We start from the raw sequence: 25,231 nt of genomic DNA, 5'->3' as shown, positions 1-25,231 counted from the left end.
CGGGACGGCCGGCGTTCCCAAGGCCCACCCTACGTCTGTAAGGGGTGCCTTCCTGGGGCAGCTCGCTGGGTGGACGCACTTCTGAGACAGCGTGTTGCGCTGGTTTGCCATGGTTTGCCATGTCCCCCGGCCCTTCGTGGATGACGCTCCCCGCTCATCCTTTGGTTCTAGGACTTGCCTCCGACTGACTCCGCCCGGCCGTGACTCTCCGTGATCTTCCCTGTTCCCAGTGGAGCGGCCCTCGATCCCGGGTCGCACCTGACAGGCTGTCAGTTGTTCATGAGTTGAGGTAGGTGAGGACCGCGAGCACGCGGCGGTGATCCCCGTCACTCTGGGAGAGGCCGAGCTTCATGAAGATGTTGCTCACGTGCTTCTCGACGGCACCGTCGCTCACCACGAGCTGCCGGGCCACCGCCGAGTTCGTCCGGCCCTCCGCCATCAGGCCGAGTACCTCGCGTTCCCGTGGCGTAAGCCCCGCCAGTACGTCCTGCTTGCGGCTGCGGCCGAGCAGCTGGGCCACGACCTCGGGGTCGAGCGCCGTGCCGCCCTCCGCGACCCGCACCACCGCGTCGACGAACTCCCGCACCTCCGCGACCCGGTCCTTGAGCAGGTAGCCGACACCGCGGCTCGACCCGGCGAGCAGTTCGGTGGCGTACTGCTCCTCGACGTACTGCGAAAGGACCAGGACCCCGAGCCCCGGGTGCTGATGACGCAGATACACCGCGGCGCGCACACCCTCATCGGTGTGGGTCGGGGGCATCCGCACATCGGCGACGACCACGTCCGGCAGGGCGTCCTGCGCGGCGAACTCGGTGATCGTCTTGATCAGCGCGTCCGCGTCCCCCACCCCGGCGACCACGTCGAGCCCGCGGTCGGTCAGCAGCCGGGTCAGGCCCTCCCGAAGCAGCACTGAATCCTCGGCGATGACCACCCGCACTTTGTCCTCCACTTTTTGGCCCCCCGGCACTTTTTGGCCCCCCGGCGCGCTTGTCCGGCCGGTGTCGGGCCGACAAAGGTGGCGTCGGCCGAACAACTCGGCACCTCAGTATCGCGCGATCCGCGGCGGCCCACCGGCGCAGTCACCAGACTCTTGTGCCCGCCGCACGGCGCGGCGCCCCCGGTCCGGGGTGCGAACGGGGGCGGGGCGGGGCGGAAGCGCAGGTCAGCAGGGTGTGGGAGCGGGCGTGGGGATGGATACGCGGTGCGGGGGGCGGGCGCCGGTCAGGGTTGGTTCTGTTCGGTACGGGCGGGCCCGGCTCAGCCCTGACGCCACGGCAGCTCCGCCGTGACCGTCGTGGGGCCGCCCACCGGGGAGTCGACCACCAGGATCCCGTCCACCGCGTCGAGCCGCTCCGCGAGGCCCGCGAGGCCGGATCCGGCCGAGATGTCGGCGCCGCCCGTGCCGTCGTCGGTGACCTGGAGCATCAGCCGGTCCTCGGCCCGCCAGACGTCGACGCCCGCGGTCCTCGCGCCGCTGTGCTTGCTGATGTTCTGAAGGAGTTCGGAGACCGTGAAGTAGGCGATGCCCTCGATGGCGGCCGCCGGGCGGCTCGTCAGGTCCACCTCGACCTGGACCGGCACCGTGCAGCGGGCGGCCAGCGAGGAGAGGGCGGCGTCCAGGCCGCGGTCGGTGAGGACGGCCGGGTGGATGCCCCGGGCGAGGTCGCGCAGCTCCTGAAGGGCGACCTTCACCTCACCGTGCGCCTCGTCCACCATGCGCGCCGCGGCCTCGGGGTCCTCGGCGAGCTTCTCCTTGGCCAGACCCAGATCCATGGCGAGGGCGACCAGACGGGCCTGCGCGCCGTCGTGCAGATCGCGTTCGATGCGGCGCAGGTCGGCGGCGGCGGTGTCCACGACGACACCGCGGTCCGACTCCAGCTCGACGACGCGGGTCGCGAGCCGCGAGGGGCCGAGCAGCCCGAACACCAGCACACGGTCCACCGTCGTCAACGCCCGCAGGATCCACGGCGTGGCCAGCGTGATGAGGAGGCCGGTCGCGGCGGTGAGGCCGATCTCGAAGGGGTTGTCGAGGTAGATGCGGTGGTTGTCGTCACCGAAGAGCTGGATGCCGCCCTGGCCGCCGTACATCGGGAAGAGCCAGAACCACAGCGGGTACGTGAGCATCGTCCAGCCGTACGCCCAGAAGACGAGCGACACCGTGAACGAGAAGAGGGACCAAGGCAGCATCAGCAGCGCGTACAGCAGGTGCCGCCAGGAGGCGCCGCTCTTGAGGACGGCCCCCATGAGCGCCATCGGGCCGCCGCCCTTGGGGCGCAGCGGCTCCGGCGGCGCGACCTCCAGGCCGAGCAGCGCGCGCGCCCGCGTCCGCTCCAGGGCGCCGATGCCGCGGCAGCCGGCCAGTCCTGCCGCGAGCACCGGGACGCCGATGAAGGTGATCAGCAGGCCCGCGCCGAGCGAGAGCGAGACGACGGCGAAGACGAAGGACGTGATGCCGATGGGCAGGCTCAGCATCGTGTAGCCGAACTCCCGCCAGGTGCGGGCCTCAAGAGGGGCGCGCAGCCCCGCGGGCAGGCGGTGGCGCCGCTCCTCGGCGTCCGTACCCCGGAATTCCGGCCGGTCCATGTGCGTGTACCCCTGTCCATAGCCCGTGGCCATCGCTGCCGTCCGTTTCTGCTGTCTGCGTCTGCGGTTGTGTCTGTTGCCTTGGTTCAAGAGTCGCTGGCGCGGCGGTCTTGGACCATGGAGTGGGTCGGCGTCTTCGGCCGGGGGTTTTCCCTACCTCCGGGAGGGGACCCGGTATCAGTGGCCCGGTATCAGTGGCGGCGCGAGCCGGGCGCGTCGTCCGCCGACCGGTCCCGCCACGGCAGCTCCGCCGTGACCGTCGTGGGACCGCCCACCGGCGAATCGATGACGAAGAGCCCGTCCACCGCGCCGAGCCGGTCCGCGAGGCCCGCCATGCCCGTACCGCCGTCGAGCCGCGCCCCGCCGCGCCCGTCGTCCCACACCCGGATGAGCAGCCGCTTCTTCGACCGCCAGACCTCGACGCTCGCCGCCCTGGCGCCGCTGTGCTTGCTGATGTTCTGAAGGAGTTCGGAGACCGTGAAGTACGCGATGCCCTCGATGGCGGCCGCCGGGCGCGCCGGCAGGTCGGCGGTCACCTTCACCGGCACCGTGCAGCGCGACGCGACCGAGGAGAGGGCGGCGTTCAGGCCGCGGTCGGTGAGGACGGCCGGGTGGATGCCGCGGGCCAGGTCGCGCAGCTCCTGGAGGGCGAGCTTCACCTCGCCGTGCGCCTCGTCGACCATGGTGGCCGCGGCGTCGGGGTCCTCCAGGAGCTTCTCCTTCGCGAGGCCGAGGCCCATGGCGAGGGCGACGAGGCGGGCCTGCGCGCCGTCGTGCAGGTCGCGTTCGATGCGGCGCAGGTCGGCGGCGGCGGTGTCCACGACCACCCCGCGGTCGGACTCCAGTTCGGCGATGCGCTTCTCCAACTCGTCGGAGGGGCAGAGCAGTCCGCGCGCCATCGCCCGGTCGGCGTTGGCGAGGACGCGCACGACGAAGGGCAGTACCGGCCAGAGCACGAAGAGCCCGGTGACGGTGACGGCGAAGGTGAGGACGCCCCAGGGCAGCCGGATGAACGCGTACAGCATGGTGCGCCAGCCCACCGGGTCCTTCAGGCTCGCCCACATCCGGCCGAGGAAACCCTGCCCGCGGTGCCCCGGCATCGGGCTCGGCTCGTCGATCCGCACACCGAGCAGCTTCCGGGCCCGCGCCCGTTCGGCCCGGCCGAGGGCGCGCGCGCCGAGCAGCCCAGCGGCGAGCACCGGCAGGCCGACCACCGTGACCGTCAGGCCGATGCCCAGGGCCAGGACGGTTACCGCGTAGACGAAGCCGACGATGCCCACCGGGAGGTTCACCAGGAGGTGGGCGATCTCCTTCCAGGTGTGCCGGTCGTAGGCGAAACGCGCGGGTGGCGGCCGGTCGTCCTGCGAGGGGTCGTGCGAGGGCATGGTGCGTGCGGTCATAAGCGCCAGAGTGCCCGGCCCGCCGCCGCGACGCCATGAGGGCCCCTGCCGGGGCACCCGGGGGATAACCCCACCTCGGCCCTGACAGATGCGTGACGCTCTGCTTACCGAATCTTTAGCAGGCCCTAGACTCCCGTGCGTACAGATCGTCGAACGGGACCGGATCAGGGCGGTCACGGAGTGAACGGGACCGGCATCGAGCGCGGTCAGGGAGTGAGGGGCTGACGTGCACGTGACGAACGTCGCGGCAAGCTACTACCAGTCGTACTCCGTCGTCGGACTGCTCGCCGTCGTGGGCGTGCTGTTCGTCGCCGTGGCCTTCGGCGCGGGACGGCTGCTGCGCCCGGTCGTGCCCACCCCGGAGAAACTCCTGACCTACGAGTGCGGGGTCGACCCGGTCGGCGACGGCTGGGCCCACACCCAGGTCCGCTACTACGTCTACGCGTTCCTCTACGTGATCTTCGCCGTCGACTCGATCTTCCTCTTCCCGTGGGCGACGGTCTTCGCCGCGCCCGGCTACGGCGCCGCGACGCTCGTGGAGATGTTCATCTTCCTCGGCTTCCTCGCCGTGGGCCTGCTGTACGCATACAAGAAGGGCGTCCTGACGTGGACGTGACCCCCTCGGAGCCCGTGCTCCTGCCCGATCCCGTCGGGCCCAAGAAGCTCGGTGTGCTCTCCCGCCTCGCCCCCGAGCCGATGAAGGTGGTCCTCAACTGGGGCCGCCGGTACTCGCTCTGGGTCTTCAACTTCGGCCTCGCCTGCTGCGCCATCGAGTTCATCGCGGCCTCCATGGCGCGCCACGACTTCATCCGGCTCGGCGTCATCCCGTTCGCGCCGGGACCGCGCCAGGCCGACCTGATGGTCGTCTCCGGCACGGTCACGGACAAGATGGCGCCCGCGGTGAAGCGCCTGTACGAGCAGATGCCCGAGCCGAAGTACGTCATCTCCTTCGGCGCCTGCTCCAACTGCGGCGGCCCGTATTGGGACTCGTACTCGGTGACCAAGGGCGTCGACCAGATCATCCCCGTCGACGTGTACGTCCCCGGGTGCCCGCCGCGGCCCGAGGCGCTGCTCCAGGGCATCCTCAAGCTCCAGGAGAAGATCGCGCGGGAGTCGCTGGGGGAGCGGTACGGGAACGGGGCGCGGCCCTCCACGGCGGCGCTGCGCAGCGATCTGGTCCGGGGTCCGGAGCCGTTGACGGACCCGGCCCCGGCCCCGGACCCGGCCCCGGTGACGGAACGGCCGACGGGTGAAGGGGAGGGCGACCGGTGACCGGCTGGCTGCCGAGCCCCGTCGAGGAGCTCTTCGGCGCGGAGGCGACGGCCGAGGAGTCGTACGGCGTACTGACCGTCGACGTGCCGCCCGCCACGTGGACCACCGCCCTCGAAACCGCCCGCACCACGCTGGCCTGCACCTACTTCGACTGGCTGAGCGCGGTCGACGAGCCGGGCACCGGTTTCCGGATCTGCGCCCACGTCGTGGCGCTCTCGCCGGTACGCCGCCTCCTGCTCCGCACGACGGTCGCGCACGAGGCCCCGGTACTGGCCTCCGCCGTCGACGTCTACGCGGGCGCGGCCTGGCACGAGCGCGAGACGCACGAAATGTTCGGCGTGACGTTCGAGGGCCACCCCGGCCTGACCCCCCTACTCCTCCCCGAGAACTTCGAGGGCCACCCCCTCCGCAAGGACTTCGTCCTCGCCGCCCGCGTGGCGAAGGCCTGGCCGGGCGCCAAGGAGCCGGGGGAGTCCGATCACGGCGGCCCCAAGCGCCGCCAGATGCTGCCGCCCGGCGTACCCGACCCCAACGAGTGGGGCCCCCTGAAGGGGCAGCTCCCCGCGGCTCCGGCCCGTCCGGCGCGCGGCGCGGGCCGTGGCGCGGGCCGCGCGGGGGCATCGGCGTCCGGTGAACGGCCGGTACGGCGTACGCGTACGGCGAGCGAGGGTTCGGCGAGCCAGGCGGCGCCTGCGCCTGCGGAGACGCAGGCTGCGGGGACCCAGCCCGCGGGGACCCAGCCCGCGGAGACCCAGCAACCGGAGGCACCGGCGCGTCCCCCGAGGCGTTCGCGCAGCGTGAGCCAGGGGTCCGCGTCGCAGCGAGCGGTGACTCCGGCACCGACTCCGGATTCGGGGCCGGATTCGGGGGCCGTGCCTGTTGGGAAGCCGGAGCCGGAGCCGGTGGCCGGCCCGAAGGTCACGCCGCCGTCAGCCCCGCGCAGCTCCGACGCCCCCTGGCACCACGCCCGCCCGGCGTTCGACGACGCCGCCGAACCGGAGCCGAAGCAGCCGGGTACGGAAGCCAGGCCCGAGCCTGAACCCGCACCCGAGCCGCAGCCCGCCCCCACCGAGGACTCCCAAGACGGCGAACAGGACGGCGAACGCCGAGGAGGCACCGAGTGAACGACGCCCTCGACGTCGCCCTGCGCCTCGTCATCGTCTTCGCCGTCTTCCTGGTCCTGCCCCTCGTCGTCGGCCAGACCGAGCACAAGGTGATGGCCCACATGCAGGGCCGCCTCGGCCCGATGCACGCGGGCGGTTTCCACGGCTGGGCCCAACTCGTGGCCGACGGCGTGAAATTCGCCCAGAAGGAAGACGTCGTACCGGCCGACGCCGACCGCCGCGTCTTCCAACTGGCCCCCGCCATCGCTCTCCTGCCCTACCTCCTCGTCCTGATCGCCATCCCGATCGGCCCGGGCGAAGGCGCGGTCGGCGAGGTCGTCGACGCGGGCATCTTCTTCGTGCTCGCGGTGATGGGCGTCGGCGTACTCGGCTCGCTCATGGCCGGCTGGGCCAGCGCCAACAAGTTCTCCCTCCTCGGCGGTCTGCGCACCGCCGCCCAGCTCCTCGCGTACGAACTCCCGATGCTGCTCGCCGCCGCCTCGGTCGCGATGGCCGCGGGCACGGTCTCGCTGCCCGGCATCGTCGACGCCTTCGAGTGGTGGTGGCTGCCCTGGCAGATCGTCGGCGCGCTCGTGTTCTTCATCGCGGGCCTCGCCGAACTCCAGCGCCCGCCCTTCGACATGCCGGTCGCCGACTCCGAGATCATCTTCGGCGCCTACACCGAGTACACGGGCCTGCGCTTCGCCCTCTTCCTCCTCGCCGAGTACGCCGGGATCGTGGTCCTGAGCGGCCTGACCACCGTCCTGTTCCTGGGCGGCTGGCACGGCCCGTGGGGTGCCGACGGCCTCGGCTGGGTCTGGACCCTGCTCAAGACGGCCGTGCTCGCCTTCGTGGTCATCTGGCTGCGCGTGTCCTACCCCCGTCTCCGCGAGGACCAGCTCCAGAAGCTCTCCTGGACCCTCCTCGTCCCGCTCGCCCTCGCGCAGATCGCGCTCACCGGAATCGTGAAGGTGGCGATCAACTGATGCCCCCGGTCCCAGGGTCAGGCCTCGCCAAGGGCCTCGCCGTCACCCTCCGCACGATGACGAAGAAGACCGTCACCGAGCAGTACCCGGAGCATCAGCCCGAACTGCCGCCCCGCACCCGTGGCGTCATCGGCCTCTTCGAGGAGAACTGCACGGTCTGCATGCTGTGCGCCCGCGAGTGCCCGGACTGGTGCATCTACATCGACTCCCACAAGGAGACGGTCCCGCCCGCCGCCCCCGGCGGCCGCGAGCGCAGCCGCAACGTCCTCGACCGCTTCGCCATCGACTTCGCCCTCTGCATGTACTGCGGCATCTGCATCGAGGTCTGCCCCTTCGACGCGCTCTTCTGGTCCCCGGAGTTCGAGTACGCCGAGACCGACATCCACGAACTCACCCACGAGCGCGACAAGCTCCGCGAGTGGATGTGGACGGTCCCGGCGCCGCCCGCCCTCGACCCCGGCGCCGAGGACCCGAAGGAACTCGCCGCCGCCCGCAAGACCGCGGAGAAGCTGGCCGCAGCCGAGGTGACGGCCCCCGAGCCGATCGTCCGCGAGGCAACCGCTCCCGAGCCGCCGGCCACCGGGCCCGAATCGAAGGGCGGTGCGTCGTGAACGAGATGGTGAGCACGGTGAGCCTCGCCGCCGGCACACCCGGCTTCCTCTCCCCGACAGGCGTCGAGATCGCGTTCCTCCTCGTCGGACTCGTCACGCTCGGCGCGGCGGTCATCACGGTCACCACGAAGCAGCTGGTGCACGCCGCCCTGTGGCTGGTCGTGGCGCTCGGCGGGCTCGCCGTCGAGTACCTGTTGCTGCGGGCCGAGTTCATCGCCTGGGTGCAGGTCCTCATCTACGTCGGTTCCGTGGTCGTCCTCCTCCTCTTCGGACTGATGCTCACCAGGGCGCCCATCGGCCGCTCCCCGGACGCCGATTCGGGCAACCGCCCGGTCGCCTTCGCGGTGGCCCTCGTCGCTGCCGCGGCCCTGGTCTGGGTCGTCGTGGACGCGTTCCGCACCACGGTGATCGACCTGGACGGCGCCGCCCAGGGCTCCACCGACGTGACCGGATCGATGCTCTTCCGGAACTGGGTGCTCCCCTTCGAGGCGCTCTCCGTCCTCCTCCTCGCCGCCCTCGTCGGCGCCATCGTCCTGTCCCGCAAGAACGCCGCCGCCCAGGACCGGGAGGAGAACAGCTGATGCACCTCCACCTCGCCTACCCCGCCGTCCTCGCCGCCCTCCTCTTCTGCGTCGGCCTGTACGGCGTGCTCGCCCGGCGCAACGCGATCCTCGTCCTGATGTCCGTCGAGCTGATGCTCAACGCCGTCAACCTCAACCTGGTCGCCTTCGACGTCTGGCTCCGCGACTCCCTGCACGCAGGGCAGGCCCTGACCCTCTTCACCATCGCCATCGCCGCCGCCGAGATCGGCATCGGCCTCGCGATCGTCCTGGCCGTCTACCGCAACCGCGGCAGCTCCGCCGTCGACGACCTCCGCGACACCGCCGAGGGCCCGGACGACCCCGACGGCGATGACGACGACCCCGAGGGCGCGGCCGCCGAAGAGCCCGGCCGGGCGCAGAAGCCGACGCAGACGCCGACGCAGAAGGCTGAGGCCACCGCGTGACCACGACCACCCTCGCCGTCCTCGTCCCCCTCCTCCCGTTCCTCGGCGCCGCCGCCGGCCTGCTGCTCGGCCGCCGGGTCCCCGGTTTCGTACGCCCCCTCGCGGTGCTGCCCACGCTGACGGCCCTGCTGCTCGCCGTCCTCGTGGCCGTCCGCCAGGGCGGCGGCACCGGCGGCGGCCAGGCCTCCCTCGACGCGGCCACCGAGCTCACCCCCACCGGCTCGGTTCCCATCGAACTCGCCCTGCACATCGACGGCTTCGCCGCCCTCGTCGCCGTCCTGGTGGGCGTCGTCGCGTCCTGCGTGCAGATCTACTCGACGGGCTACCTCCGCGAGGACCCGCGCTACCCCTCGTACGCCGCTCTCGTCTCCCTCTTCACCTCCGCGATGCTGCTCGTCGTCTACTCCGGCGACCTGATGGTGCTCCTGGTCGGCTGGGAGATCATGGGCATCTGCTCGTACTTCCTGGTCGGCCACTACTGGGAGACCCCCGAGGCGCGCGCCGCCTCCCTGAAGGCCTTCCTCGTCACCAAGCTCGGCGACGTCCCCTTCCTGATCGGCCTGTTCGCCCTCGCCGCCGACACCGGCTCCTTCCGCGTCACGACGATCCTCGCGAGCGTCGCCGACGGCGGCCTCGACCACCCGACGCTCATCGCCCTGCTGCTGCTCGCCGGGGTGGCGGGCAAGTCCGCGCAGTTCCCGCTGCACACCTGGCTGCCCGACGCGATGGCAGGCCCCACGCCCGTCTCCGCGCTGATCCACGCCGCGACGATGGTCGCCGCCGGGGTCTACTTCGTGGCCCGGCTCCTCCCCGTCTTCGCCGCCTCCGCGGCAGCCCTGGTCGTCCTCGCCGTCATGGCCGCCGTCACGATGGCCGGTTCGGCCCTCGCCGCGCTCGCCCAGGACGACATCAAGCGCGTCCTCGCGTACTCGACGATCGGTCAGCTCGGCTACATGACCGGCGCCCTCGCCGTCGGCGACCGCGGTGCCGCCGTCTTCCACCTCCTCTCGCACGGCGCCTTCAAGGCGCTGCTCTTCCTCACGGCGGGCGTGCTCATCCACGCCGCCGGCACCAACTCGCTCGCCGCCATGTCCCGTATGAAGAACCTGCGCGACCGCGTCCCCGACGCGTACTGGACGATGACCGTGGCGCTCCTCGCGCTCGCCGCGATCCCGCCCTTCAGCGGCTTCTTCTCGAAGGAGGCGGTGCTCGGCGCCGCCGAACACACCGCCACGGGCCACACCGGGTCCGTGCCCACCGCGGCGGGCTGGATCGTCCTCGTCGCCGGTCTGCTCACCGCCCTCCTCACCGCCGCCTACGCGACGCGCCTGTGGCTGCTCGCCTTCAACGGCCGAGGCCCCGAGGCGCCCGACCACGGCAGGCAGCCCGTCACCATGACCACCGTGCTGTGGGTGCTCGCCGTCCCCTCCCTCGCCTTCGGTCTCGCCGTCGGCGTCCTGCCGGACTGGTTCGACGGCCACTCGCTCGCCCCCACGCTCACCACCTCCGTCCTCGGCACGGGCCTCGCGCTCGTCGGTGTCCTGGTCACCTACGGCGCGTGGCGCCACACCACGGCGCTCGCCGCCAAGGTCCCGATGGGCGCGGTCGCCGCGGACCCGGATGGCGACGGCGGCCTGGTCGAGGCGGAGGCCATCGCCACCCACGCCCCCGCGTACGGAGACGTCGCGTCGGCCCGCGACCCGGCCGACCCCGGCCGCCTGCTCCTGGGACCGCTGCACCGGCACGCCGCCGTCGGCTTCCGCCTCGACGCCGTCTACGCCGCCCTGTTCGTACGCCCCGTCCGGGCCGCCGCGACCCTCGTCCGCTTCCTGGACCGCGAGGTCGTGGAGACGTACGTGCGCGGCGCGGGCGCCGTTCCCCGCTGGCTCGGCGCGGCCGTCCGCCGTGCGCAGACCGGCAATGTCCAGACCTACCTGAGCGCGCTGCTGGCAGGCACGGTCGTCCTGGCCGTCGCCGCCGTCCTCGTCGCCACCGCCGGAGCGTGAGCAGCCGTGATCGGTATCAGTGAGTCCGTGATGCAGTTTCTTCTGGCATTGATCGTCGTCGGCCCGCTCATCGGCGCCGTGGCGGCCCTGCTTCCGGCCCCGCCCGGGCTGAAGGGAAAATCGCCCGACCAAGCCGTACTGCGGCACGGGGTGGCCGTGACCGGGGCGATCCTGCTCGCCGCGATCGTCCTCGCGCTCGGCTTCGACCACGACCAGCCGTCGAAGATGCAGGCCACGACCGATATCAGCTGGATCCCCGCACTCGACGTGCGCATCCATCTCGGCATCGACGGCATCTCGCTCCCCCTTCTGGTCCTGACCGCGCTGCTGACGTTCCTCTGCGCCCTCTACTCCTACTTCAAGCAGCAGCACGAGCGGCCGACGCCGCGGGCGACCGGGCCGTCCCCCAAGGCATTCGTCGCCCTGATCCTCATGCTCGAGTCCGGCACCCTCGCGACCTTCGCCGTCCTCGATCTGCTGCTGTTCTTCCTGGCGTTCGAGATGGTGCTCATCCCGATGTACTTCCTCATCGCCCGCTGGGGCGGTGCGCAACGCATCCAGGCTGCCTGGAAGTTCATCCTCTACACGCTGCTCGGTTCCGTCGTGATGCTGCTCGGCCTCCTTCTGATCGGACTCAAGTCCGGCACATTCGACATGGTGGCACTCGCCACTGACAACGGCCGGGGCCTGACCACATCCGTGCAGGTCATCGCGGTTCTGGCGATCGGGATCGGGCTCGCGGTCAAGACGCCGATGTGGCCGCTGCACAGCTGGCTGCCGGACGCCCACACCGCCGCGCCGACCGTCGGCTCCGTCCTGCTGGCCGGCGTCCTGCTGAAGATGGGTACGTACGGGTTCGTCCGCATCGTCCTGCCCATCGCCCCCGACGGAATGCGGGAGTTCGCGCCCTACCTCGCCGCCTTCGCGGCCGTCGGCATCATCTACGGATCCCTGGCCTGCCTCGCGCTCGCCAAGCAGGGCGCGAAGGGCGACCTCAAGCGCCTCATCGCGTACTCCTCCGTCGGCCACATGGGCTTCGTCCTGCTCGGCATCTCGACGATGAGCCCGACCGGCGTGAACGGCGCGCTCTTCGCCAACATCGCCCACGGCCTCATCACCGGCCTGCTGTTCTTCCTGGTCGGCGCGGTGAAGGACCGCACAGGCACGACCGACCTCGACTCCCTCGCCCAGGAGTCCGGCGCGGCGCTCTACGGCAGGGCACCGCGCCTCGGCGGGCTCCTCGCGTTCGGCGCCGTCGCCTCGCTCGGCCTGCCGGGACTGGCCGGATTCTGGGGCGAGATGCTCGCGCTGTTCGGCGCGTTCGACCCCGCCGACGGCCTGAGCCGCCCCGCCTTCCGCACCTTCATGGCGATCGCCGCGTTCGGCACCCTGCTCACCGCCGCGTACATGCTCATCGTCGTACGCCGGGTCTGCATGGGCCCGGTGCCGCGGGCCGCGACCGACGCGCCCGCGAGTGCCGGACCGACGAGCGCCGCGCCCGCGAGTGCCGAGCTGACGAGCGCCGCGCCCGCGACCGACGGATCCACCTCCGGGCCACCCGCCGACGGTCCCACCCCCGAGCCGGTCACCGGCGGTCCCACCCCCGCCAAGCTCGCCGACGCACCCGGCCCCACCGCACTCGCCGACGTCCACGGCTACGAGTTCGCCGCCTGGACCCCGCTCGTCGCCCTCACCGTCCTCGCCGGACTCTGGCCCGCGGCTCTCCTCGGCCTGACCGACCCGGCCGTGCAGAAGCTCCTCACTGGAGGCAAGTCGTGACCGTGGCCGCCGAGAGCGCCGAAAGCGCGGCAAACCTGGTCCAGTCCGTCGACTGGCTCGCGATCGCACCGCCGACCATCGCGGCGGTCGTCGGCCTCGTCGTGCTCGTGGCCGACCTCTTCGTGGGAACCCGCAAGAAGGCGCTCCTCGGCTGGATCTCCGTGGCGGGCCTGGCCGTTGCCGCGCTGTCCCTGCTGCCCCTCCTGGACGACGACCGCTCGACCTTCTGCCTGACCGGTGGCGCCACGCACGCGTGCAGCTACACCGCCGACCGCTTCACCCTCGTCATCCAGCTCCTCGTCCTCGGCGGTGCCCTGCTCGCCGCGCTGCTCTCCATGAGCACGCTCAAGGACTCCGGGGACGAACTGCCCGCGGGGGAGTACTGGTTCCTGCTGCTCTCCTCCGCGGCGGGCGCCGCCCTGCTGCCCGCGTCGCGCGACCTCGCGACCCTCATCGTCGCCCTGGAAGTGGCCTCCCTGCCGGCGTTCGCGCTCGTCGGCCTGCGACGCGGCGACAAACGCTCCTCCGAAGCGGCCCTGAAGTTCTTCCTCTCCTCGGTCACCGCGACCGCCGTGAGCCTCATGGGCGTCAGCTTCGTGTACGCGTCGACCGGCACCCTGCACCTCACCGAGGTCGCCACCAAGCTCCAGGACGTCGACGGACAACTGCACACCCTGGCCCAGACCGGCGTCGCCCTCACCCTCGTCGGCTTCGCCTTCAAGGTGGCGGCCGTCCCCTTCCACTTCTGGGTACCCGACACCTACGTGGGCGCGCCCCTGCCCGTCGCCGCCTACCTCTCCGTCGTCGGCAAGGCCGTCGGCTTCTCCGGCCTCATCCTCGTCACCGTCGTCGCCTTCCCCTCGTACGCGGACGTCTGGGGCCCGGCCCTCGCCGTCCTCGCCGCCCTCACCATGACCGCGGGCAACGTCGCGGCCCTGCGGCAGCAGACCACGCGCGCGTACAGCGCGGTCCGCCTGCTCGCCTGGTCCTCCGTCGGCCAGGCCGGCTACCTCCTGGTGCCGATCGCCGCGGCCGGCTACGCCGACAACGAGGCCGCCGCAGAGAAGGCCGTCGGCTCCACCGTCGCGTACGCCCTGATGTACGCCGCCGTGAACCTGGGCGCCTTCGCCGTGGCCGCACTCGTCGGCCGCACCCGGCGTCTGAACCGCGTCAGCGACTACCGCGGCCTGTACGCGCGCAGCCCGCTGGCCGCACTCGTCCTCGGCTTCTTCCTGCTCTGCCTCGCGGGCCTGCCGCCCGGCATCATCGGCCTCTTCGCGAAGGTCACGGTCTTCTCGGCCGCGGTCGACGCGGGCCTCGGCTGGCTCGCCGTGGTGATGGCCGTGAACGTCGTGATCGCGCTCTACTACTACCTGCGGTGGACCGCACTCCTGTTCCGCGCCCCCGAGGGCGAGCCGGTCAAGCACCGCGTCCCGGCCCCGCTCACCGCGGCCATCGCGCTGACGGCGGTCCTCGGCATCGCACTCTCCGGAGCGCCCCAGCTGATCCTGCGCTTCTCGGACACCGGCCTGTTCTGACGCGGCGCCCGGCCGCCGTCACCCGCGCGGCCTACATCGCTCGTACGTGCACAAGGGAACTAGTGCTCCCCGCCTGGCGTTGACCAGTACGGGAGGGTCCACTGAACAGTGGAAGCACCAGTCAGCAGAGGGTTCCCCCACGCACCACCAGGAGGGCGTACCGTGCACCGCCGGCACAACGGGCTGAAGACCGCCGTACTCCTCGGGGTACTGTCCGCGCTCATCCTCGTCATCGGCAGTTTCTTCGGGCGTACGGGGCTGGTCGTCGCGCTCTTCGTGGCGCTCGGCACCAACGCCTACGCGTACTGGAACAGCGACAAGCTCGCCCTGCGCGCCATGCGCGCCCGCCCGGTGAGCGAGTTCGAGGCCCCCGAGCTGTACCGCATGGTCCGCGAGCTCTCCACCCAGGCCCGCCAGCCCATGCCGCGCCTGTACATCTCGCCCACCGAGGCGCCGAACGCGTTCGCGACGGGCCGCAACCCGCGCAACGCGGCGGTGTGCTGCACCGACGGCATCCTGCGCCTCCTCGACGAACGCGAACTGCGCGGTGTCATCGGCCACGAGCTCAGCCACGTCTACAACCGCGACATCCTGATCTCCTCGGTCGCCGGCGCCCTGGCCTCCGTGATCATGTTCCTGGTCAACTTTGCCTGGCTGATCCCCGTCGGCCGCTCGAACGACAACGAAGGACCCGGCATCTTCGGCATGCTCCTGATCATGCTGCTAGGCCCGCTCGCGGCCTCCATCATCCAGCTCGCGATCAGCCGCTCCAGGGAGTACGAGGCCGACGCGTCCGGCGCGCAGCTCACCGGCGACCCCCTGGCCCTCGCGAGCGCCCTGCGTAAACTCGAAGCAGGGACAAAGCAGTTGCCGCTGCCGCCCGAGCCCCGTCTCGAGACGGCGAGTCACATGATGATCGCCAACCCCTTCCGCCCGGGGCAGGGCATGTCCAAGATGTTCTCCACGCACCCGCCGATGGCGGAGCGCATTGCCCGACTCGAGCAGATGGCAGGTCGTCACCGGTGAAGACAATCCTCAACGTCATATGGCTCGTCCTCTGTGGCTTCTGGATGTTCCTCGCCTACCTCGTCGCGGGCGCGCTGCTCTGCGTCACGGTCATCGGCATCCCATTCGGCCTGGCCAGCTTCCGCATCGGCCGCTATGCCCTGTGGCCCTTCGGCTACACGACGGTTGAGCGCCGCGACGCGGGCGCCCCCTCCTGCCTCGGCAACGTGCTGTGGCTGATCCTCGCGGGCTGGTGGTTGGCGATCGGCCACATCGTCACGGGCTTCCTCCTGTGCGTCACGATCATCGGCATCCCCCTGGGCATCGCCAACTTCAAGCTGATCCCGGTCTCCCTGCTGCCGCTCGGCCGCGAGATCGTCCGCACGGACGAGCCGTTCGCCGCGCGCCACTAGGCGCTCGCCCTCTCCCGACGGCGCCCGGGTCCTGCTCTTCGAGCCGAACGGCGGCGAGCCGCGGCACGCCTGGTTCATCGACGCCCCGGTTAAGCGGCTGGCTCCTCTCCGGCGACAACGGCCGCTGTGGCGTGTGCCGCACCTCGTGGATCACCGCAACCGCACCGCTGCGGAGTGACGTCTTCCAGGGCAACGGCGCACCAAGCTCACCGCGCGAGAAAGGGCAGGTCACCGCATGGGCATCATCAGCTGGATCGTTCTGGGACTGCTGGCCGGAGCCATCGCCAAACTGCTGCTGCCCGGCCGCGACCCGGGCGGCTTCATCGGCACGACCGTCATCGGCATCGCGGGCGCCTTCGTCGGCGGCTGGGGCTCCGCCCGCTACCTCGACCGCCCGGTCGCCCACCACTTCTACGACGGCGCCACCTGGGCGGCGGCCATCGGCGGCTCTCTCGTCCTGCTCATCGCCTACCGCATCCTGTTCGGCCACTCACGGCGCTGAGACGCCGTTCCCCGGCCTCGGGGACAGCAGCAAGGGCGGGCACCCGGCACGGGGCGCCCGCCCTCCGTCGTCGTACGACAGTGACTACCGCCATTGCCGGCGGCAGTGCTGGTGGCAGTACTAGCGGTAGTTCACGAACTGCACCGCGAAGTCGAAGTCCTGCCCCTTGAGCAGCGCCTGCACGGCCTGCAGGTCATCGCGGCTCTTCGAGCTGACGCGCAGCTCGTCGCCCTGGACCTGCGCCTTGACGCCCTTGGGGCCCTCGTCGCGGATGACCTTGGCGACCTTCTTGGCGTTCTCCTGGGAGATGCCCTCCTCGATGGAGGCGAAGATCTTGTACTCCTTGCCGGACAGCTGCGGCTCGCCCGCGTCCAGCGACTTCAGCGAGATCCCCCGCTTGATCAGCTTGGACTGGAAGATGTCGAGGATCGCCTTGACCCGCTCCTCGCCGTTCGCCTCCATCAGGATCTTCTCGCCGGACCACGAGATCGAGGCGCCCGTGCCCTTGAAGTCGTAACGCTGCGAGATCTCCTTGGCGGCCTGGTTGAGGGCGTTGTCGACCTCTTGCCGCTCGACCTTCGAGACGATGTCGAAACTGGAGTCGGCCATGTCCTGTGGCTCCTTGTATCGGGGTGTGCGTACTCAGCGGATACACGGCCCTCTGACGCCGGCCGCATCCGCAAAGCCTAGCCACCGCCCCCGCGCGGGGTGTCGATCAATCGGGTGGCGAAGCACCCCTGGGCATCAGGTATCGTTTACGTCGTTGCCACGGAGCGCCGCGAAAGCGGAGCAGGCAGCAAACCCGGCGGTGTGCCCGAGCGGCCAAAGGGAGCAGACTGTAAATCTGCCGGCTCAGCCTTCCCAGGTTCGAATCCTGGCGCCGCCACATGAAGGTAAACCCCCTCCGATCTGCGGAAACGTTGATCTGAGGGGGTTTCTTCGTATCCGAACACGTGGATTCGAACGCTGGTCGAAACGCGTGGCTTGTCTCACTGGATCTCGGGGTGGCCCGGCCCTGATCAGCGCGTGTCCCCCAGGCGTCCCCCGGGGGATGAGTCACTTCCGTGCCATTCCCGCAGGCCAGCTTCTATCTGGCGGTTCGCTCGCTCCTGCGCTTGCGCCAGGACCTTCGCGTAGACCCGGAGGAGCACGGCCACGGAGTGCCCGGCCCGACGGGCGACCTCCATCGGGTCGACTCCGGAGAAGAGCCAGAAGGACACCCCGGCACACCGGAGGTCGTAAGGACGACGAGCGAGCGGGGACGCCACCTCAATGGGGGAGAGGGCGGAGCTCCGGGCTTCTGCCCAGACCTCGCCATAGCCCGTGTCTTGAATCACACCTCCGCGACTCGTGCGAAAGAGCCGCCCGTCCGGGGCGGAGCCAAAGCGCGCGATGTGCCACCGGAGCATGGCCACGAAGTGCGGCGGGATCGGGACCACCCGCGAGTCCCGGGCTGCTCGTGCCTTCAGGTGGCGGTGCTGGTGGGCCCGGTCGTCGTCCGTCCAGCCGTGTCCTGCGTGGACGATGCCGCCACGAAGCGTGAGCCGCCCCCAGCCGTGCTTGGGAAGGTGGCACTGCGACGCGGTCAGGCCCACGGCTTCAGCGGGGCGCATGGCGGCGTAGTAGAGGCACCCGAAGAAGGCTTCGAGATGGGCGCCGCGGTCGCCCTGTGCGCGCACGGCTTCGAGCAGCTTCTGAACCTGTCGAGGGTTGGCGACGCTCGCGGGGTCAACCTCCTCCGCTGACTTCGGGGGCGTCCACTTCACCGTGGTCAGCGGGTTCACGGGAACGCTGAAGTACCGCCGTTCCACCGCGAGCCCGAGTACGTCGCTGAGGCAGGCCCGCTTGCGGTTGGCCGTACGTCCGGCGGCGGGGGAGCCGTCCAGCAGTGTCGACAGTGCGTCCAGTGCCAACCGGATCGTCCCGGGGTCTTCCAGTGCGGAGACGGGTACGGAGTTCTTCTCCAACCAGCGCAGCGTTTGCGCGACCTCGGCGGGATGCTCCTGTCCCCAGCGGCTCTTGTTGTACGCCCATCCGTACAGGGCAGTGCGGAGCGCGCGAGCGGGGGGCCGGCCAACGGTCGTCTTCACCAGAGCGGGGGTGATGGTGGCAAGAGCGTCCGCGTCGTTCCGGCGGGACTTCGCGGGAAGACGGTCCCATCTGCGGTCGACGTACGAGCGTGTGTGCTCGTACCAGGTCACGGACCCGTGCAACGTTCGGAGTTCGGAGGTGGGCAAGCCGGTCTCCACGTCGAACTGGTCGCCCTTGCGCATGGCGGCCATCAGCTCGGAGCGACGACCGTCCGCCTGAGCTTTGAGTGTGTAGCTCTTGGAGTGCTTCTGCGGGCCGACCAGCCAGCGAACGCGGTAGGGCTTGGGGCGGTCGCGGCGGGTCTCGATGCTGTAGACACGCACGTCGTAGGTCAGCATGCGGATACCTCGCAGGCGTCCCACCACGAGTCCAGGTCAGAACGGCGGATGCGGATCTGGCCGTTGGGGAGCTTCAGGAGCCGGGGTGCCTTGCCGCGTGCGCGTAGCCGGTAGAAGGCCGCCCGCGACATGCCGAGCTCGTCGAGCGCTTCCGCGAGGGTGAGTTTGGGGTCTCGGGTGGCGCTCACAGCCACGGGTCTCCTTCCGTCTTGGCGCGTTGCTTGAGTGCTTGGTCGTGGCGGACGTGGGCGGCGAGGAGTTCTTCGCCGGGGCGGTAGCCGGTGCCGAGGAAGGTCCAGGCGGAGTCGGTGACGAGGGTGGTGGGCTCTTCGTCGGGGAGGCCGCGGCGGGTGCGGGCGGTGGCGAGGCGCCAGGCCCGGCGCACGTCGCGCAGGGCGCCGAGGGTGGTGGAGTAGGCGCGGGACTTGCTGGAGAAGTGGCCCCGGAAACCGAGCATGTGGGCCCACTTCCAGAGCTTGAGGTGGGCGAACTCTGGGAGGTGGCCGAGGTCCCAGGCGGTACGGATCATCTGACGGGCGTGGTGCTGGATGGGGAGCGCCTTGATGCGTTCGGCCTGCCCGGTGCCGTCGCAGTCGGGGCACAGGTCGAGGAAGCTGTCCGGTCCGCGTACGTAGCCGCGTCCCTTGCAGGGGCGGCAAACGAGGGTGCGGTCCACGGTGCCCGCGCCTTCAGCGTTCTTGGTGGCGTACTTGGCGACGTATCCGGCGACTTTGGCGTCGGTTAGTTCGCCGTCGCCGAGGGCGGTGATGGGGTCGACCTTGAACCGTTCGCCCCAGGTCATGATCCGTTCGCCGATGGCGTCGGACTCGACCGTGAGCCGAGCGCGGCGGACGGCCAGGCCGACGGCGACGTTCAGGGCGTCGAAGGTGGCCCACGGAGGAGGGGCGCTCGTGTGACCGCTGGGGCCGTCGAAGCGGATCACGGCATGGAAGTGGACCAGGCCGCGTTTTTGGTACTCGGCGACCTTCGCGAAGGAGATACGCAGGCCGGTTCGTAGGGCTTCTTGTGTCATGCCGAGGTGGGCGGCGAGGGCTCGGCGGAGGTAGATCGTGAAGCGTGCCCAGAGCTGTCCTGCGTGGGCGTTCCAGAGCACGGCGCCGGTGTAGTCGTAGGTGGACGGGTGCAGCGGTGTGCCGAGTTCTGGCGCGTCTTCGGTGTGGTGGGTGCCGCAGGCGCAGGGGCGGGGCTTGCCTGCCGGGTCGGTCTTGCGGTTGTGGACGGGGCCGAAGGACGGGGCGGTGAGGGTGACAAAGGCGCGGGGATGGTCGCGGACGGTTTCGGCGACGTTCTTGCCGCCGGAGAGTCCAGCTTTGATCAGGTGGTAGGTGTCGGCTGCGTACACCCGCGAGCAGGCGGGGCAGCGGGAGGAGCGGCGGTTGCCGCAGGTGGTGAGGAGGCGTCCGGTCGGTTCGTCCTCGGAGCGGTAGGAGCGGACGACTTCCTTGGTCGTCTGGTCGGTGGTGACTGTCCAGCCGTGGAGGTTGACGGGGTTCGTGCAGCCGCGCAGGTCGCGGACCTGTTCGGTGACGCGGCCGAAGTTGTCTGTGTTGGCCAGGGCGATCAGGTCCCGCAGGCCGGGGCTGAGCACGTGGTGCAGGTCGAGGTGGCGGCGCATGGGTGGCGGGGTCTCCCGTCTGACGTGAAGGTGGGGCCTGCGGGCAGCAGTGATTCAGTGCGCTCGGGCTGCTGTCCGCAGGCATGACTGGCTGGGCCCGGGGCGGGCGAGGAGGGGGAACGCCGGGGAGGCCGGCGGGGGGAGTTACAGGGCCGCGTGGAGGGCAGTGGCCATGGGCAGTCCGATGGCCAGGCGCATCTTGAGTTGAGCCGCAGTGATGGGCTCGCCGTGCTCGGCACGGTGCGATGCGGCGATGGAGCGCGCTTCGGTCAGCAGCGGTTCGGGGACCTTCAGCGCGGGGGCGGCCGGTGCGGGCGTGGTCGAGGGCTCGGGCAGGCCGGGCGCGGGTGCCTGGTCGACAGTGGGGGCCGCAGGCGTGGGCGCCGGGACGGGAACCGTCGGGGGTTCCGTGGCTGGCGCGGCGGGCTCGTTCGCGACTGCGTGGAAGCAGCGGAGGAGCTGCGGGCCGACGGCTCCCCAGCCGAGGAGCAGTAGCGGGGCCACGGCGTCGACTGCGGCGCGGCCGTAGTGCTCGGCGGCAATGGGTTCGGCGACGTTGAGGGCCAAGGTCAGCAGGCCGGAGACGTGCATGAGGCGGGTGGCGGCCGTCGTCTGCTCGGGCGGGATGCCGCGCAGGGAGAGATAGCGCAGGGCCACGAGGAGGCCGACCACGGAGAGGTCCACCATCGGTGCGATGAGCGGGGCGATGGGGGCGGGGACGCCCAGGCGCAGGGCCAGGGACCAGACGTTGCCGAAGGAGAAGACGAACGCCAGGGCGGCGATCACGATCATCACGGCGGTGATGGTGCGCTGAGTGATGCGGTCCTCAGTCATGGGTGTTCACCTCCTTCCGGGCGAGGACGCGACGGGTGGTGTGGCCGGTCAGGCCGCCATGGGCGGGGTGGTGTCCCCCGGGCCCGGCTTGGTGAGGTCGAGGCCGGGGAGGCGGGCGGCGAGCAAGTCGGCCGGGTCGGCGGCGAGGTGGGCTGTCTGCTCGGCGATGGCCGTGCTGTCTTTGCCGGAGACGTAGGGCGTGCGGATGCGGGTGAAGCCGGGCTGTGACTGGTGATTCATGGAGGCCACGCCGACGTAGGAGCGGTCCTGAAGATTGATCGGGTTGGCGTGGGGCCACTCCCTGATGTCCTCGCCGAGGGCGGCGACGGCCGCTTCTGCGGTCTTCTGGGCGAAGGACAGGCCGATGGGGCACACGTCGCGGATGAACGTGGGGATGGCGTCGCCCGTGGACTTCTGGGTGGCAAGGATGGTGAGGATGCCCGTGCTGCGGCCCTTCTTGACCAGGTCCTCGACGAGCCGGGCGTTCTCGGCGGCGAGAGCGGCCAGCTTTTTCGTTTTGGGGTCGCTGCCCTTGTGGTCGCGGAAGTAGGTGTGCGCTTCGTCGATGATCACGACGACGAGCGGCCATGTCGCGGACGGCCCGACCTCCCACATGCTCTGGACGCCCAGGACGCGTTCGGCGGCCGAGACGCGGGCACGGCGCAGGTCCACCAGGCGCCGGAAGAGGGCGTTGGCCTCTTCGAGGTCGTCACCGACGAAGGCGAACATCCGCTTCACGAGGTGGGCGTAGTCCCCCTCCCGGGCGGTCGATACCTTGCCGTCGGCACACACAAACTGCACCGTGGGCGAAGGTGCCCAGTCGCAGATCAGACGGTTGATGAGCGAGGTCTTCCCGAAGCCTGGAAGGCCAGCCACAGTCACGCCGGGCACCTGGGTCAGGTCCACGGACACCGGTTGCGCGTACTCGTCCACGCCCAGGTCCCACCGGGCGATCTCGTCCGGCACCTCACCCGTCGGGTGATGCTCGGTAGGGATCTTCAGCGGGTCGAGGCGGACACCACGGATGACGACCTGTCCGGGCTTGTCCTGGGTGACCGCGACCCGTGTGCAGCCCCAGGCGTCGGCCAGGTGCGGAGCCGCCTTCTGGAACTGTTCGAGACCGACACGGGGCAGGCACGTCGCCCGAGCGATCACCCCGTACGCGTCGTGCCGGACCTTCAGAGCCGGAATCAGCACGCGGGGCTTGACCGGCCTGTTGGTCGTGTTGGCCATAGATGCCAGCGCGGTCGGAGTCTTGTCCGTGACCGACAGCTTCAGCATGGGCGCGAGCCGCTTCCAGCCCCACCGCACGCGCACGGCCTGACGGATGGACTGTCGGGTCATGGCGTCGGCACGCACGTAGCGGACCACCCACACCACGGCCCACACGGCCATCACGGCGAGGCCGAGCTGTACGACGAGCGGGGCTATGCCGAACACCTCCTGCACGGACATTCATTGCTCCTTGGAGTAGTCGAGGAAGGGCAGTGCACTGGGGCGGGCGCCCGGCCCGGCGTGAGGCGACGGATGGTCGCGTTCAGCGCCGGACCGGAGGGCGGGGCTGCTCACGCCGCGTCGGCGGCCGGGGCGGGGGTGAGGAGGTCGATGCGGTCGGCGCGGTAGGCGATGCCGTCCGCCAGCGAGCCGTTGAAGATGCGGGCCCACGGGGTGGCGAACAGTTCCACCGGCTTCACCGGCAGTCCCGGCTTGAGGCCGTTGGGGAGCCCGGTCTCCGGAACGGTGATCTTCAGGGCCTCGGCGCGGTCCTCCTCCATGAAGAAGAGGGTGATCGTCATCAACTTCGCGCCTGTCTCACGGTCGGTCGCGAACTGGGTCTTCTCGGCGTCCGCGTACTTGGGCACCGGCAGGGTGCCGACCATGAACGCGGCGGTCGGGAGCAGGCCAACACGGATACGAGCCATGACAGTTGAGTCCCTTCGGTAGAAGCCTCACCACGAGGCGGTGAGGTGCGATCTATAGAACCTCGGTGACCTAGCACTGTCAAGTATGAAGGGTGAGCTAGGTATGTAGTGACCTATGTCAGCGGGGTGTGCTAGGGCAGCTAGGGATGGCTACTCTGAGGGCATGACTCCCGCGCCAGACAAGAAGCAGGACCGCCGGCCGCCGTATCAGCACGCAGCCGACGAGCTCCGGCGCGAGATCATGCAAGGCCGCTTCAAGCCCGGTGAGCAGATGCCGCCCGTCCGCGAGCTGCAAGAGCGCTTCGGGGTCGCCAACATGACCGCGAGAAGCGCTCTGAACGTGCTGCGGGACGAGGGGCTGATCTACACCATTCACGGCCGCGGCAGCTTCGTCGCTGATGTGGCCGTCGCCGACAGCGCGGGCGAATTCGCCATCGACTACACCCCGCCCGCCTGGTACCTGGCCAACGACCCCGAGCGTGAGCCAGCGGACGGCGAGAGCGAGGGCAGCGAGCCCCGGACTTCGGAAACGGCCCCGCCCTCCCTCGCTGAAGTGCTCACCGCGTTGCGCGACGAGATCCGCGTACTCAGCGCCGAGCATCAGGAGTTGCGCCGGGAAGTCGAGGAGCTGAAGAAGGCTCGACGCGATCCGCGGTCCTGAGTCGTGCTACCTCGTGCCGTAGCTCCCGCGTCTCACGGCTGAGCCTGGCCACCATGGCCGCGATCTCACGGACCAGAGCAGACACCTCTGCGGACTCCGGGCTGTGAATGACGCTCAACTCCCCTTCTATCTGGCTTACCTGGTCGGACATGTCTCCCCGTTCGCTGCCATGCCATCGGTGCGTGCTGCGCGAGCCCGAGCGCAGCGGAGCTGTTCAGAGTTTCTTTACTGGATCAAGGCGGCCCGCCTGCGGCGTGCCGCGCGCGCTGGCGGCCGGGGGCCGCCGCCGCTCCATGTCTCCGCCACCGCTCCGGCGGCCCCCCGCCACTCAGCGCGCAACAACGCCGAAGCGGTCGAGGGGACCAGGAAGCAACTCGACCACTTCGAGCACCAGGACCAGGCCGACGAGCGCCGAACCGAGGCCGCGTCCGCAACGCCAAGGCCGGTCGACGGCGAGGGCCGTGACACATTGAGGCAGCGTGGCTGAGACCGGGACGGGGTTGCTGGAGGCATACGTGGCGGGTGCTCGTTCGGCCGTCCCGCCGTCGTGGCTGACTTTCGGTGGCTGAGGTCAGAACTGGGGATGCACGGGCCGCGCCGCAATGTTGTTTCCTCTCCGACTCGACTGTGTGGAGCCGGGGTTGCAGCCGAACCCGCGTTCGGGCACGCCGATCACCCCGGTACCATCGGCACCGGGGTCCTGAACAGGGATTCCTCGACCGGACCACCCGGAATGCTGTCCAGGCTGAGGGGTGGTCCGGTCTTTCGTTGTCGGGTGAGGGTTCAGAGAGGCAGGGCGCCGGTCGCCAGCGTGAAGCCGATGACCAGGCCGCAGGAACCGGAGATGATGATCAACAGAGGCCCGGTGAACTGCCCCAGCCACGCGATCGCTCGTCGCATCAAGGCTGCCTCCAGGCCCGCCAGGGGCGCGTGATGATCTCCCGGTAGGTGTGGTGGGAGGGATGCTTGCCGCAGTGCTTCAGAACCCAGTCCTGAGGCGTCACCCAGTCCTCGCTGGCCGGTGACGTCTCCTCGTCCACAGCGCACTGCATGGCGTAGGTGACTGGCTCCGAGTCGGGCTCGACGTCGGGTTCGAGGGTCCAATTCTCGAACCTCAGAACCGCCCGGGTGCTCACAATCCCCACCGCCTGTTGGCGACCGCCACCTTGGAGCTCATCCCTTCGGATTGGGTGGGTTGTCGAAGCGCGTCGGGAGGGACATCCCACTCGGTGCCCCCGCCAGACGGACGAAGCTGCACGTACGGGCCCTCGTGTCCGGTGACTATGCCGGTCTTGCCAGTGCGCGTATCGACCATGAGGGTGCCGACAGCCGGAAGGGACGCGTCGTCGATCACTTCTGCCTCCTACTCGCTGACGGAGCGGATTGACGCCAAATCGGAGCGTCCGCGTCGCCCCGTAAGCAGTCGGTATCCGTCCGTGCTCGTGCAGAAGCATCGGGTCAACAGAGGGGACCTTGGAACAACCCCCAAACCCCACTTCGGAACGTCCCGCGTCGGGTAAAACGTCCCTAGTGCCGTCCCGAGAC

The 25,231-nt window shown here is 70.3% G+C and carries 26 protein-coding genes and 1 tRNA gene; 15 read left to right on the top strand and 12 right to left on the bottom strand.

Annotation, left to right across the window (positions count from 1 at the left end; all coding sequences use genetic code 11):
* Positions 1-277: 277 nt before the first annotated feature.
* The 3 genes from AC07DI_RS18335 to AC07DI_RS18325 form a co-directional block, all read right to left on the bottom strand.
* Positions 278-937, bottom strand: a complete 660-nt coding sequence (locus AC07DI_RS18335) for a response regulator transcription factor (protein WP_384250762.1) — start codon at positions 935-937, stop codon at positions 278-280.
* A gap of 320 nt (positions 938-1,257) precedes the next feature.
* Positions 1,258-2,616, bottom strand: a complete 1,359-nt coding sequence (locus tag AC07DI_RS18330) for a sensor histidine kinase (RefSeq protein ID WP_478905210.1) — start codon at positions 2,614-2,616, stop codon at positions 1,258-1,260.
* A 158-nt stretch (positions 2,617-2,774) separates the two neighbouring features.
* Positions 2,775-3,983 carry a sensor histidine kinase gene (locus AC07DI_RS18325; RefSeq protein ID WP_478905209.1) on the bottom strand — a complete coding sequence of 403 codons (1,209 nt, stop codon included), beginning with the start codon at positions 3,981-3,983 and terminating at the stop codon, positions 2,775-2,777.
* Between the two features lie 226 nt (positions 3,984-4,209).
* Here AC07DI_RS18325 and AC07DI_RS18320 point away from each other — a divergent pair, with 226 nt between their 5' ends.
* From AC07DI_RS18320 to AC07DI_RS18260, 13 genes are all read left to right on the top strand, one after another.
* Positions 4,210-4,599, top strand: a complete 390-nt coding sequence (locus AC07DI_RS18320) for an NADH-quinone oxidoreductase subunit A (protein ID WP_384250546.1) — start codon at positions 4,210-4,212, stop codon at positions 4,597-4,599.
* A complete protein-coding gene (locus AC07DI_RS18315) occupies positions 4,590-5,255 on the top strand; it encodes an NADH-quinone oxidoreductase subunit B (protein ID WP_478905208.1) in 666 nt (221 codons plus the stop codon). Before AC07DI_RS18320 ends, AC07DI_RS18315 begins: the two co-directional genes overlap by 10 nt.
* On the top strand, positions 5,252-6,379 hold the full coding sequence (locus AC07DI_RS18310; protein ID WP_478905207.1) for an NADH-quinone oxidoreductase subunit C: 1,128 nt from the start codon (positions 5,252-5,254) through the stop codon (positions 6,377-6,379). Before AC07DI_RS18315 ends, AC07DI_RS18310 begins: the two co-directional genes overlap by 4 nt.
* Positions 6,376-7,344 carry a complex I subunit 1/NuoH family protein gene (locus tag AC07DI_RS18305; RefSeq protein ID WP_384250537.1) on the top strand — a complete coding sequence of 323 codons (969 nt, stop codon included), beginning with the start codon at positions 6,376-6,378 and terminating at the stop codon, positions 7,342-7,344. Before AC07DI_RS18310 ends, AC07DI_RS18305 begins: the two co-directional genes overlap by 4 nt.
* Positions 7,344-7,955, top strand: a complete 612-nt coding sequence (locus AC07DI_RS18300) for a NuoI/complex I 23 kDa subunit family protein (protein WP_384250535.1) — start codon at positions 7,344-7,346, stop codon at positions 7,953-7,955. Before AC07DI_RS18305 ends, AC07DI_RS18300 begins: the two co-directional genes overlap by 1 nt.
* Before the next feature lie 5 nt (positions 7,956-7,960).
* On the top strand, positions 7,961-8,536 hold the full coding sequence (locus tag AC07DI_RS18295; RefSeq protein ID WP_478905304.1) for an NADH-quinone oxidoreductase subunit J family protein: 576 nt from the start codon (positions 7,961-7,963) through the stop codon (positions 8,534-8,536).
* Positions 8,536-8,961: an NADH-quinone oxidoreductase subunit NuoK gene (nuoK, locus tag AC07DI_RS18290; protein WP_384250533.1), complete on the top strand. Its 426-nt coding sequence runs from the start codon at positions 8,536-8,538 to the stop codon at positions 8,959-8,961. The genes AC07DI_RS18295 and nuoK overlap by 1 nt, the downstream gene beginning before the upstream one ends.
* Positions 8,958-10,967: an NADH-quinone oxidoreductase subunit 5 family protein gene (locus tag AC07DI_RS18285; protein WP_478905206.1), complete on the top strand. Its 2,010-nt coding sequence runs from the start codon at positions 8,958-8,960 to the stop codon at positions 10,965-10,967. The genes nuoK and AC07DI_RS18285 overlap by 4 nt, the downstream gene beginning before the upstream one ends.
* A 6-nt stretch (positions 10,968-10,973) precedes the next feature.
* On the top strand, positions 10,974-12,746 hold the full coding sequence (locus AC07DI_RS18280) for an NADH-quinone oxidoreductase subunit M (RefSeq protein ID WP_478905205.1): 1,773 nt from the start codon (positions 10,974-10,976) through the stop codon (positions 12,744-12,746).
* 2 nt (positions 12,747-12,748) lie between these two features.
* Entirely contained in the window at positions 12,749-14,284 is a 1,536-nt protein-coding gene (locus AC07DI_RS18275) for an NADH-quinone oxidoreductase subunit N (RefSeq protein WP_478905303.1), read from the top strand.
* 162 nt (positions 14,285-14,446) lie between these two features.
* Positions 14,447-15,310: a zinc metalloprotease HtpX gene (htpX, locus tag AC07DI_RS18270; RefSeq protein ID WP_384250526.1), complete on the top strand. Its 864-nt coding sequence runs from the start codon at positions 14,447-14,449 to the stop codon at positions 15,308-15,310.
* Positions 15,307-15,702, top strand: a complete 396-nt coding sequence (locus AC07DI_RS18265) for a YccF domain-containing protein (RefSeq protein WP_478905204.1) — start codon at positions 15,307-15,309, stop codon at positions 15,700-15,702. The genes htpX and AC07DI_RS18265 overlap by 4 nt, the downstream gene beginning before the upstream one ends.
* A gap of 235 nt (positions 15,703-15,937) precedes the next feature.
* A complete protein-coding gene (locus tag AC07DI_RS18260; protein WP_384250522.1) occupies positions 15,938-16,204 on the top strand; it encodes a GlsB/YeaQ/YmgE family stress response membrane protein in 267 nt (88 codons plus the stop codon).
* Positions 16,205-16,324: 120 nt separating this feature from the next.
* Here AC07DI_RS18260 and AC07DI_RS18255 read toward each other — a convergent pair whose 3' ends face one another.
* The gene (locus AC07DI_RS18255) at positions 16,325-16,813 is read right to left on the bottom strand and encodes a YajQ family cyclic di-GMP-binding protein (RefSeq protein WP_384250509.1); all 489 of its coding nucleotides are present in this window, start codon (positions 16,811-16,813) and stop codon (positions 16,325-16,327) included.
* A gap of 195 nt (positions 16,814-17,008) precedes the next feature.
* On the opposite strand from AC07DI_RS18255, the gene AC07DI_RS18250 reads away from it, so the two are divergent.
* A tRNA-Tyr gene (locus AC07DI_RS18250) sits at positions 17,009-17,090 on the top strand.
* 133 nt (positions 17,091-17,223) lie between these two features.
* On the opposite strand, the gene AC07DI_RS18245 is transcribed toward AC07DI_RS18250, so the two are convergent.
* The 6 genes from AC07DI_RS18245 to AC07DI_RS18220 form a co-directional block, all read right to left on the bottom strand.
* Positions 17,224-18,633, bottom strand: coding sequence for a tyrosine-type recombinase/integrase (locus AC07DI_RS18245; RefSeq protein WP_478905203.1), 1,410 nt, complete (start codon positions 18,631-18,633; stop codon positions 17,224-17,226).
* Complete coding sequence (locus AC07DI_RS18240) at positions 18,627-18,821, bottom strand: helix-turn-helix transcriptional regulator (protein WP_478905202.1); 195 nt, start codon at positions 18,819-18,821, stop codon at positions 18,627-18,629. The genes AC07DI_RS18245 and AC07DI_RS18240 overlap by 7 nt, the downstream gene beginning before the upstream one ends.
* A complete protein-coding gene (locus tag AC07DI_RS18235) occupies positions 18,818-20,269 on the bottom strand; it encodes a replication initiator (RefSeq protein ID WP_478905201.1) in 1,452 nt (483 codons plus the stop codon). The genes AC07DI_RS18240 and AC07DI_RS18235 overlap by 4 nt, the downstream gene beginning before the upstream one ends.
* A 144-nt stretch (positions 20,270-20,413) precedes the next feature.
* Entirely contained in the window at positions 20,414-21,103 is a 690-nt protein-coding gene (locus AC07DI_RS18230) for a DUF2637 domain-containing protein (RefSeq protein WP_478905200.1), read from the bottom strand.
* Between the two features lie 48 nt (positions 21,104-21,151).
* Entirely contained in the window at positions 21,152-22,558 is a 1,407-nt protein-coding gene (locus AC07DI_RS18225; RefSeq protein ID WP_478905199.1) for an FtsK/SpoIIIE domain-containing protein, read from the bottom strand.
* Positions 22,559-22,668: 110 nt separating this feature from the next.
* Positions 22,669-23,025 (bottom strand): SCO3933 family regulatory protein, encoded by a 357-nt coding sequence (locus tag AC07DI_RS18220; RefSeq protein ID WP_055527149.1) that lies wholly within the window; start codon positions 23,023-23,025, stop codon positions 22,669-22,671.
* Between the two features lie 163 nt (positions 23,026-23,188).
* Here AC07DI_RS18220 and AC07DI_RS18215 point away from each other — a divergent pair, with 163 nt between their 5' ends.
* Positions 23,189-23,686 (top strand): GntR family transcriptional regulator, encoded by a 498-nt coding sequence (locus AC07DI_RS18215; RefSeq protein ID WP_070321130.1) that lies wholly within the window; start codon positions 23,189-23,191, stop codon positions 23,684-23,686.
* 899 nt (positions 23,687-24,585) lie between these two features.
* On the opposite strand, the gene AC07DI_RS18210 is transcribed toward AC07DI_RS18215, so the two are convergent.
* Positions 24,586-24,831: a DUF7848 domain-containing protein gene (locus AC07DI_RS18210; RefSeq protein WP_478905198.1), complete on the bottom strand. Its 246-nt coding sequence runs from the start codon at positions 24,829-24,831 to the stop codon at positions 24,586-24,588.
* Positions 24,819-25,001: a hypothetical protein gene (locus AC07DI_RS18205; protein WP_150477940.1), complete on the bottom strand. Its 183-nt coding sequence runs from the start codon at positions 24,999-25,001 to the stop codon at positions 24,819-24,821. The genes AC07DI_RS18210 and AC07DI_RS18205 overlap by 13 nt, the downstream gene beginning before the upstream one ends.
* Positions 25,002-25,231 lie beyond the last annotated feature (230 nt).

This window comes from Streptomyces sp. NPDC044106, assembly GCF_056433985.1.
Note: the sequence above shows the minus strand (reverse complement) of the source record. Positions and strands in the feature narration are given on the sequence as shown.

Coding starts and splice junctions, on each gene's coding strand:
- AC07DI_RS18325 (WP_478905209.1), bottom strand. CDS start 3,983: ATGACCGCACGCACCATGCCCTCGCACGACCCCTCGCAGGACGACCGG.
- AC07DI_RS18245 (WP_478905203.1), bottom strand. CDS start 18,633: ATGCTGACCTACGACGTGCGTGTCTACAGCATCGAGACCCGCCGCGAC.
- AC07DI_RS18300 (WP_384250535.1), top strand. CDS start 7,344: ATGCCCCCGGTCCCAGGGTCAGGCCTCGCCAAGGGCCTCGCCGTCACC.
- AC07DI_RS18215 (WP_070321130.1), top strand. CDS start 23,189: ATGACTCCCGCGCCAGACAAGAAGCAGGACCGCCGGCCGCCGTATCAG.
- AC07DI_RS18255 (WP_384250509.1), bottom strand. CDS start 16,813: ATGGCCGACTCCAGTTTCGACATCGTCTCGAAGGTCGAGCGGCAAGAG.
- nuoK (WP_384250533.1), top strand. CDS start 8,536: ATGCACCTCCACCTCGCCTACCCCGCCGTCCTCGCCGCCCTCCTCTTC.
- AC07DI_RS18330 (WP_478905210.1), bottom strand. CDS start 2,616: ATGGCCACGGGCTATGGACAGGGGTACACGCACATGGACCGGCCGGAA.
- AC07DI_RS18295 (WP_478905304.1), top strand. CDS start 7,961: ATGGTGAGCACGGTGAGCCTCGCCGCCGGCACACCCGGCTTCCTCTCC.
- AC07DI_RS18235 (WP_478905201.1), bottom strand. CDS start 20,269: ATGCGCCGCCACCTCGACCTGCACCACGTGCTCAGCCCCGGCCTGCGG.
- AC07DI_RS18230 (WP_478905200.1), bottom strand. CDS start 21,103: ATGACTGAGGACCGCATCACTCAGCGCACCATCACCGCCGTGATGATC.
- AC07DI_RS18220 (WP_055527149.1), bottom strand. CDS start 23,025: ATGGCTCGTATCCGTGTTGGCCTGCTCCCGACCGCCGCGTTCATGGTC.
- AC07DI_RS18205 (WP_150477940.1), bottom strand. CDS start 25,001: ATGGTCGATACGCGCACTGGCAAGACCGGCATAGTCACCGGACACGAG.
- AC07DI_RS18260 (WP_384250522.1), top strand. CDS start 15,938: ATGGGCATCATCAGCTGGATCGTTCTGGGACTGCTGGCCGGAGCCATC.
- AC07DI_RS18225 (WP_478905199.1), bottom strand. CDS start 22,558: ATGTCCGTGCAGGAGGTGTTCGGCATAGCCCCGCTCGTCGTACAGCTC.